Raw genomic sequence first — 6,863 nt, forward strand, 5'->3', positions numbered from 1 at the left:
ACCAGCAGAGCCATGTCCTTGCACGCCGTCCGCCAGATGGCCCGTAAAGCCACGTCCACGCGAGAGGAGGACCGCCGCCCGCGACTGACGCCCCACCACGCTTGCGACGACACGGTCACGTACCGGATCACCTCGACGCGCCTGCGCTCGTCGAAGTCGATGTCGACGTCGGGCATGGAGACGCGCTCGGGGTTGAGGAACCGCTCGAAGATCAGACCGTGCGGGATCGGGTCGAGGTCGGTGATGCCCATGGCGTAGGCGACGATCGAACCGGCCGCGGAGCCTCGGCCCGGGCCGACCGCGATGCCGTTCTTCTTGGCCCACATGATGAAGTCGGCGACGACGAGGAAGTAGCCCGGGAACCCCATCTGGATGATGACGTCCATCTCGTACTCGACCTGCTTCTGCCGGTCCTCGGGGACGCCGCCCGGGAAGCGGCGGTCCATGCCCCGGCGGACCTCCTCCTTGAACCAGGTGACCTCGGTGAAGCCCTCGGGGATGTCGAACTTCGGCATGAGGTTCTTCGCCTCGAACATGCCGGAGGTGTCGATCTGCTCGGCGACCAGGAGGGTGTTGGCGCAGCCCTGCTGCCAGGCGTCCGAGGAGTCGATGGCGTACATCTCGTCCGTGGACTTCAGGTAGTAGCCGGTGCCGTCGAAGCGGAAGCGGTCCGGGTCGGAGAGGTTCTTGCCGGTCTGGATGCACAGCAGGGCGTCGTGCGCGGTCGCCTCGTGCGCGTACGTGTAGTGCGAGTCGTTCGTCACCAGCGGCGGGATGCCGAGCTTCTTGCCGATCTCCAGGAGGCCGTCGCGGACCCGGCGCTCGATCTCGATGCCGTGGTCCATCAGCTCCAGGAAGTAACGGTCCTTGCCGAAGATGTCCTGGTACTCGGAGGCCGCCTTCAGCGCCTCGTCGAACTGGCCCAGGCGCAGGCGGGTCTGGAGCTCGCCGGAGGGGCAGCCGGTGGAGGCGATGAGGCCCTCGGACCACTGGGAGATGGTCTCCTTGTCCATCCGGGGCCACTTCTGGAGCCAGCCCTCGGCGTACGCGTCCGAGGAGAGCCGGAAGAGGTGGTCGATGGCCCTGACCAGTGCTGGGCAGAGCCATCGACCAGGGCAGAGGACGCGGTGGCCATCTGCTGGAAGGCGCCGTTGTCAGTGCCTGGTCCTACTGTGGCAACGGCAGGGAGGAGCGGGTGATGGCGGCGGAGATTCTTCGTGCCGGCAGAGTGCGCGCCCGGGCAGTAGTCATCGCCGGACGTGCACGGTGACCTGTACGCCGCCAGCGGTGGCTCCTGCGGCAGCGACGGCGGCCGCGGCGGTGCCGTTGCCGGTCAGAGCGAGGACGAGGACGGTGGCGAGGGTCGCCAGCGTCGTCAGGACGGGCAGCCACGGGTAGGACCGGGTTGCGGAGGACTCCGTACCCGTTCGGGTACGGTCAAGGGGCGTCATCGGTTTCTGTACTCCTTCGACGGATCGGGAGCCCGACGTCAGGCGATGGGGAGACCCAATTCGCGAAGCGGCTTTCCAGGGCATGGCTTCGCAGGGTCTCCCTTCGTCGTCTGAAGGGCCTTCGGCCGTTCAGACTCTAAGCCTCGACACTGACACTTAGGGGTTCGCCCCGCGTACCGTCAGGCCCTGCCAGTTGGTGTCTCACAGATGGCAGATTGAAGCCATCGGTCGCCAAGGCGAGCACGTGCGGCGTCTCGAACCCGCAGATCGCGTCGGTTCCGCAGCTCAACGACGAGCCTCGCGGCGAGGAGATTCTCGCCGTCTTCGACACCGCGTTCGGCGAGCTCCTGGCCGCCGACCCGGCCGCGTTCCGGGTCAAGTTCCGGAAGATGGCGGCCTCGGCGTTCGCGTTCTACCGGGGTACGGCGTGCCTCTTCTACCACGACCTCGACTCGGACAAGCGGGGCGGCCCGTACCTGGACGAGCGCACCTCGCGCGTGTGGATCCACGGCGACCTGCACGCCGAGAACTTCGGCACGTACATGGACTCCACCGGCCGGCTGATCTTCAACGTCAACGACTTCGACGAGGCGTACGTCGGCCCCTTCACCTGGGACCTCAAGCGCTTCTCCGCGTCGATCGCCCTCATCGGGTACGCCAAGGCGCTCAGCGACGAGCAGATCACCGAGCTCGTCACGATCTACGCGGCCGCCTACCGCGAGCGCGTCCACGCCCTGGCCACCGGCGCCAAGAGCGACGAGGTGCCGCCCTTCACGCTGGACACCGCCGAGGGCCCGCTCCTGGACGCGCTGCGCGACGCCCGCTCGCTGACCCGCTTCAGCCTGCTGGACTCGATGACCGAGATCCGCGACTTCGAGCGCCGCTTCGCGCCGGGCGGCGGTTCCATCGAGCTGGACGCGGCCACCCGCTACAAGGTGCTCGCCGCCTTCGACGGCTACCTGGAGACGCTGCCGGAGACCTCGCTGACCCGCCCGGACTCGTACCGGGTGAAGGACGTCGTCGGCCGCCGCGGCATCGGCATCGGCTCGGCGGGTCTGCCGTCGTACAACATCCTCCTGGAGGGCCACAGCGACGCCCTGGAGAACGATGTGGTGATCTACATCAAGCAGGCCCAGACCCCGGCCGCCTCCCGGCACATCACCGACCCGGCGATCCGTGACTACTTCCAGCACGAGGGCCACCGCACGGTGCTCTCGCAGCGCGCCCTGCAGCAGCACGCCGACCCGTGGCTGGGCTGGACCGAGCTGGACGGCTCCGGTCAGCTGGTCGCGGAGATCTCGCCGTACGCCGTCGACCTGGACTGGGGCGACATCGACGACCCGGAGGAGATCGCGGCGGTCGTCGCCGACCTCGGCCGGGCCACCGCCACCATGCACGGGGCGGCGGACGACCAGTCCGGCGAGTCCCTGGTGCCCTTCTTCACGAGCTCTTCGCTGCGCGAGCAGTATCAGGGCTTATTCGCCCACTGAAGAAGTCGCGCAAGCCATCCCGGCTTTCGAGGCTGCCGTGCAGCCATATCAAAATCAGTCCGAAAGTAGTTAATCACGGGGTACGGGTAATGGTAGAACTGGGATCGCTCTTCATCTGGAATCCCGCCCTCACGCCATTCGTACCGTACGCCTATGGAGCCTATATAAGCGGCCATGACATAAGACACGAAACGCGTGGATTCCCGATCTGCCCATACGAAATCTGGACTAATGGAGAGCCCGCTACCATACGCTCGGTGTATTGAATCTGTGGAAACGATAGCCATTTGTGCATCGGGCATGTCGTCTGCCCCGTCCAGGAAGTCGCGGAGTGACTGCGGTACAGGCATACCGCTTCTGACCATGCGACATCCAAAGTGTTTCGCATGATAGCGCGCCAGATTCTTAGCCTGCTGGGGCCAATCAGCGCCGAACACGGACTCCAGGTCGATCCCAGGCATTACTCGCAGCAAGTATGAACCAACGTATTCCGAAAATGCATCGTAGGAACCATCCAGCTGCTTTGAACGATCATTGTTGCATGATCCGCACATCGACTTAGGAAACTTGACGACGCCGTATCGATCTCGCGTTATGCCACTTTTACCCCGGAGCTCGCGTTGGTCCTCTCCGTCACCCCAGATGAGCAACTGACTGTCACCCATGAGTCGGGCGAGAGAAGAACGTTTGAATTTGTGCTCCCCGGTAGTGGCTGGTCTGGCTCGGCACCACCAGCAGATGCCATCCGATGGCACGCGCAAGTGTGAGAACTGGTCAGCGGCAACGAATTTTTCCGCCCCAGGATCGGAACTAGATATAGTCATTGATTAGAAAATTCACCGCTCTCCGGTGAGAAGAAACAGCGTGGTCGCTATACTTCGAAAAGAATACTATTTCCTAGAGAACTGCGGTATCTAGTTTTCCGCCCGGCCACAGCATCACCAGCGCATGCCCAACGCGTTGAGGGCTTCACGGCGCTCTGTGCTCAGCTTGGCGGCCCTCCGGCGGGCGTTGGCGACAAATGACCCCAGCCCGAGCAGCTCACCGTCGACGTCCTCGCGGTGTTGGCGGGGTACACGCAGATGCCCTTCGCGGGCGTGGAACTGGCGGGCGGCGGTCATGTTGCGTTCCCACAGCTCATCCTGGGACTTCCTCACCGGCCGGAGCTCTGGGCCCTGCTCGGGGTCGACGCCGATGGTCTCGAGGAGGTACTGCTGGACGGGTACGAGCCGGTCCCACCCGGCCACCTGTCCGGCGATCCAGACCCCGAGGTCCTCGCCCTGGACGACGACGTCTCCCGGCCCGGCCGGGAGCGCCCCGCCCGCCTGCACGTGCGCGAGCAACAACCGGTAGCAGCGTTGCCAGCCGATCTCCCACCCCTCCGGCGCCCACCCAGGGTCGATCTCGTTGAGGGCCTCCATACGGCTTTCGGAGAGCTCCCCGGCATACGAGATGCCGGTCTCCCCGTTCGCGCGGCGTGCGGCGTTCTCGCGCGTCTTGCGGGCCGCCGCACGCTGATTTTTCATCCAGGTCCCCAGGGGGAACCCATCCCCTCCCCATACGACGGAGGCACCGGGCAGGCAGTGGCCGTGTACGGCGGCGTAGTCGCGGGCCACGGCGAGGCCGGCGTCCCACGCGGAAGCGTGTACGGACCAGACCATGCCGAGGTTCTCCAGCGTGGTGACCCGCTTCGCTTCCAGGGTCCCGGCCGCGTAGTAGCGGCGTTGGTCGGCCACCCACACTCCCAGCGGATGCCCGCCGATACCGGGCCAGTCGTCCGGCGTCACGTACGTGTAGGGCACGCGCAGCTCGCTGCTGCCGGTCTCACGCAGCCACCGGGTGGCAGCCTCGATGCCACGGAGCCAGTAGGCGCGTTCGGGGTCGATGACCCGCAACCTGACGAACTGCGCGAGGGCGGCCGGGTCACGTTCCTCGGTGAACCGCAGCACTCCCGCCGCCGCAGCCCCGACCGCAGGGACAAGGTCCTCCTCCTGGCCGTCCTCCTCGTCACCATCCTCGATCAGGTCCCCGCCGTCCTCCTCGGACACCCAACTGCCGCTGCGCACACGGGGATCGGCGAGCGCCTCGATGGTGACAGCGTCGTGCGCCCGCAAAGCTCCAACGATCTTACTGAGGCTGTTGTAGGCATCCGAGGTGAGCATTTCGTCCGGATCTTCGTCCGGTCCGAGGAATACCGGAACGATCAGAGTGGCGAGTTTCCCGCGCCCCGGATGCAACCGCAGCGCACGCCCGACCATCTGCACAATATCGACCATCGAACCCCGCGCATCCGCAAAGAGCACGGCATCACACTCAGCGGTATCGACACCTTCCCCGAGAACACGAACCGAGGAAAGAACCCGCAATTCAGCCCGCACATCCTCACCCTCGAATGCGGGCCCTCCGAGGAAATCGGAGGCGAACTCATCCAGCACCTGACGGCGGTGTCCGGGGGCGTGCTCGCCGTAGAGCCAGTCCGCCCACACCTGCCGAGCCGGCGGATAGACGTCGGGGTCGCCCTCAGCGAGCCGGCGGGCCGTCACCGGGACAGCAGCAGCCATCGCTTCGGCCTCGCTCACCCGACTGTGGAACGACAGCACCCGACGAAACCGCTCCTGCACAGCCGCCCGCATCAGCCCCGTCTGCACCGCCGCCAGCCGTGCCCCGCGCACTGCATCCGAGCCGATGTCAGGGCTGCTCAAGGCCATGTACAGATCGGGATCGCGGATGTCGAGGCACAGCACCTGGTAGGGGGCGACGATGCCTCGCCCGATCGCGTCCGACAGCGTGAGCTTGTACGCCACCGGCCCGAACTGCGAAGACCCGTCCTCCATCGACGCAACCAGCCGGGGCCGCTCACCTTCGGCTTCCCACACGCGGGGTGTGGCCGTCATGTACAGCCGACGCTCCGCGGGCAGCTGCGCCTGGTCGTGCACCGCCGCCCACGGTCGAAGACCATCCCCACTGGTCCTGTGGGCCTCGTCCACCACCATCAGGCTCCACACCTTGAGGCCAGCCGCGTGGGCTCGCTGGAGGATCCGCAGGCCCACCGACGCGTAGGTGGCGAAGACCGTCACGGTCTCCAACCCCTCCATCCACGCCACCAACTCGTCAGGATCGGTCGTGCAGGGCAGACCCTGACTCTCCTCCGCCCGCAGCGAGCACACCCCGATCATCGCGCCCGACCGGCCCGCCCGACGCCACGCGCCGGCCATCTGCGTCAGCAGATCCAGTGTCGGCACCACCACCAGCACACGACGCGCGGAAAGACGACGCGCGGACTCCGCACCGATCAGGCTTTTACCGGAGCCGGTAGCAGCGATAACCTGTGTCCGCAGCCCTTCGGGCGGCATATGGCCACCAGGCGGTGTGCCGAGAATACGGACGACGCTATCAACGGCCTCGGCCTGATGCGGACGCAATTCCATCTGAGCCACAATGCCTCGCATTCTCGGGCGTATTCAGAGGGAATCCCGCGTCAATCCAGATTCCATCCGAGTTCCAAAATGACGACCTCCCAGTCCGGACACTCCGGGGAGAGATGTACCCCGCTATCATCCCAGACTCAAGCCGCTAACAAGAGTGACGCATCAGATCTCTTTGAAAGTGACTAGAAGTGATCGAGGGTGGCCGATTCCGACAGGAGCCCAAGACTTGACAGGGCATCAAGTGGCCATCCTTTCAGAAGGCGTCTGACGCGCCGCACTCGCGAGGACGATCCCTTGCCTCTCACGCCCCGTCACCTCTCCCTGCAGCTGCTGCACTTGCAGGAGTGGGGCGCGGAGCGCACCAGTCCTGCCGGAATCCGACGGAGTCGGATTCCCTGCCGGGCCACGGAGTGGACCGGCATGCCAGAACGGAGTTCCGGCCCTTCCAGGCGGAGCCCGGAAACCGCCGCGTAGCGGCGGCGCGTCACGTTCGC

The 6,863-nt window shown here is 65.9% G+C and carries 2 protein-coding genes and 2 pseudogenes; 1 reads left to right on the plus strand and 3 read right to left on the minus strand.

The features are described from left to right. Window positions 1-113: 113 nt before the first annotated feature. Window positions 114-1,073, minus strand: a pseudogene (locus tag OG381_RS48385) (PHP domain-containing protein); the annotation flags it as partial. A gap of 174 nt (window positions 1,074-1,247) precedes the next feature. Continuing rightward, a complete protein-coding gene (locus OG381_RS48390) occupies window positions 1,248-1,451 on the minus strand; it encodes a hypothetical protein (RefSeq protein WP_327722349.1) in 204 nt (67 codons plus the stop codon). A 266-nt stretch (window positions 1,452-1,717) separates the two neighbouring features. Here OG381_RS48390 and OG381_RS48395 point away from each other — a divergent pair. After that, window positions 1,718-2,908: pseudogene (locus OG381_RS48395) on the plus strand (DUF2252 domain-containing protein); the annotation flags it as partial. Between the two features lie 971 nt (window positions 2,909-3,879). Here OG381_RS48395 and OG381_RS48400 read toward each other — a convergent pair. Then, entirely contained in the window at window positions 3,880-6,369 is a 2,490-nt protein-coding gene (locus tag OG381_RS48400) for a DEAD/DEAH box helicase (protein WP_327722350.1), read from the minus strand. Window positions 6,370-6,863 lie beyond the last annotated feature (494 nt).

Source organism: Streptomyces sp. NBC_00490 (genome assembly GCF_036013645.1).
GTDB lineage: Bacteria > Actinomycetota > Actinomycetes > Streptomycetales > Streptomycetaceae > Streptomyces > Streptomyces canus_F.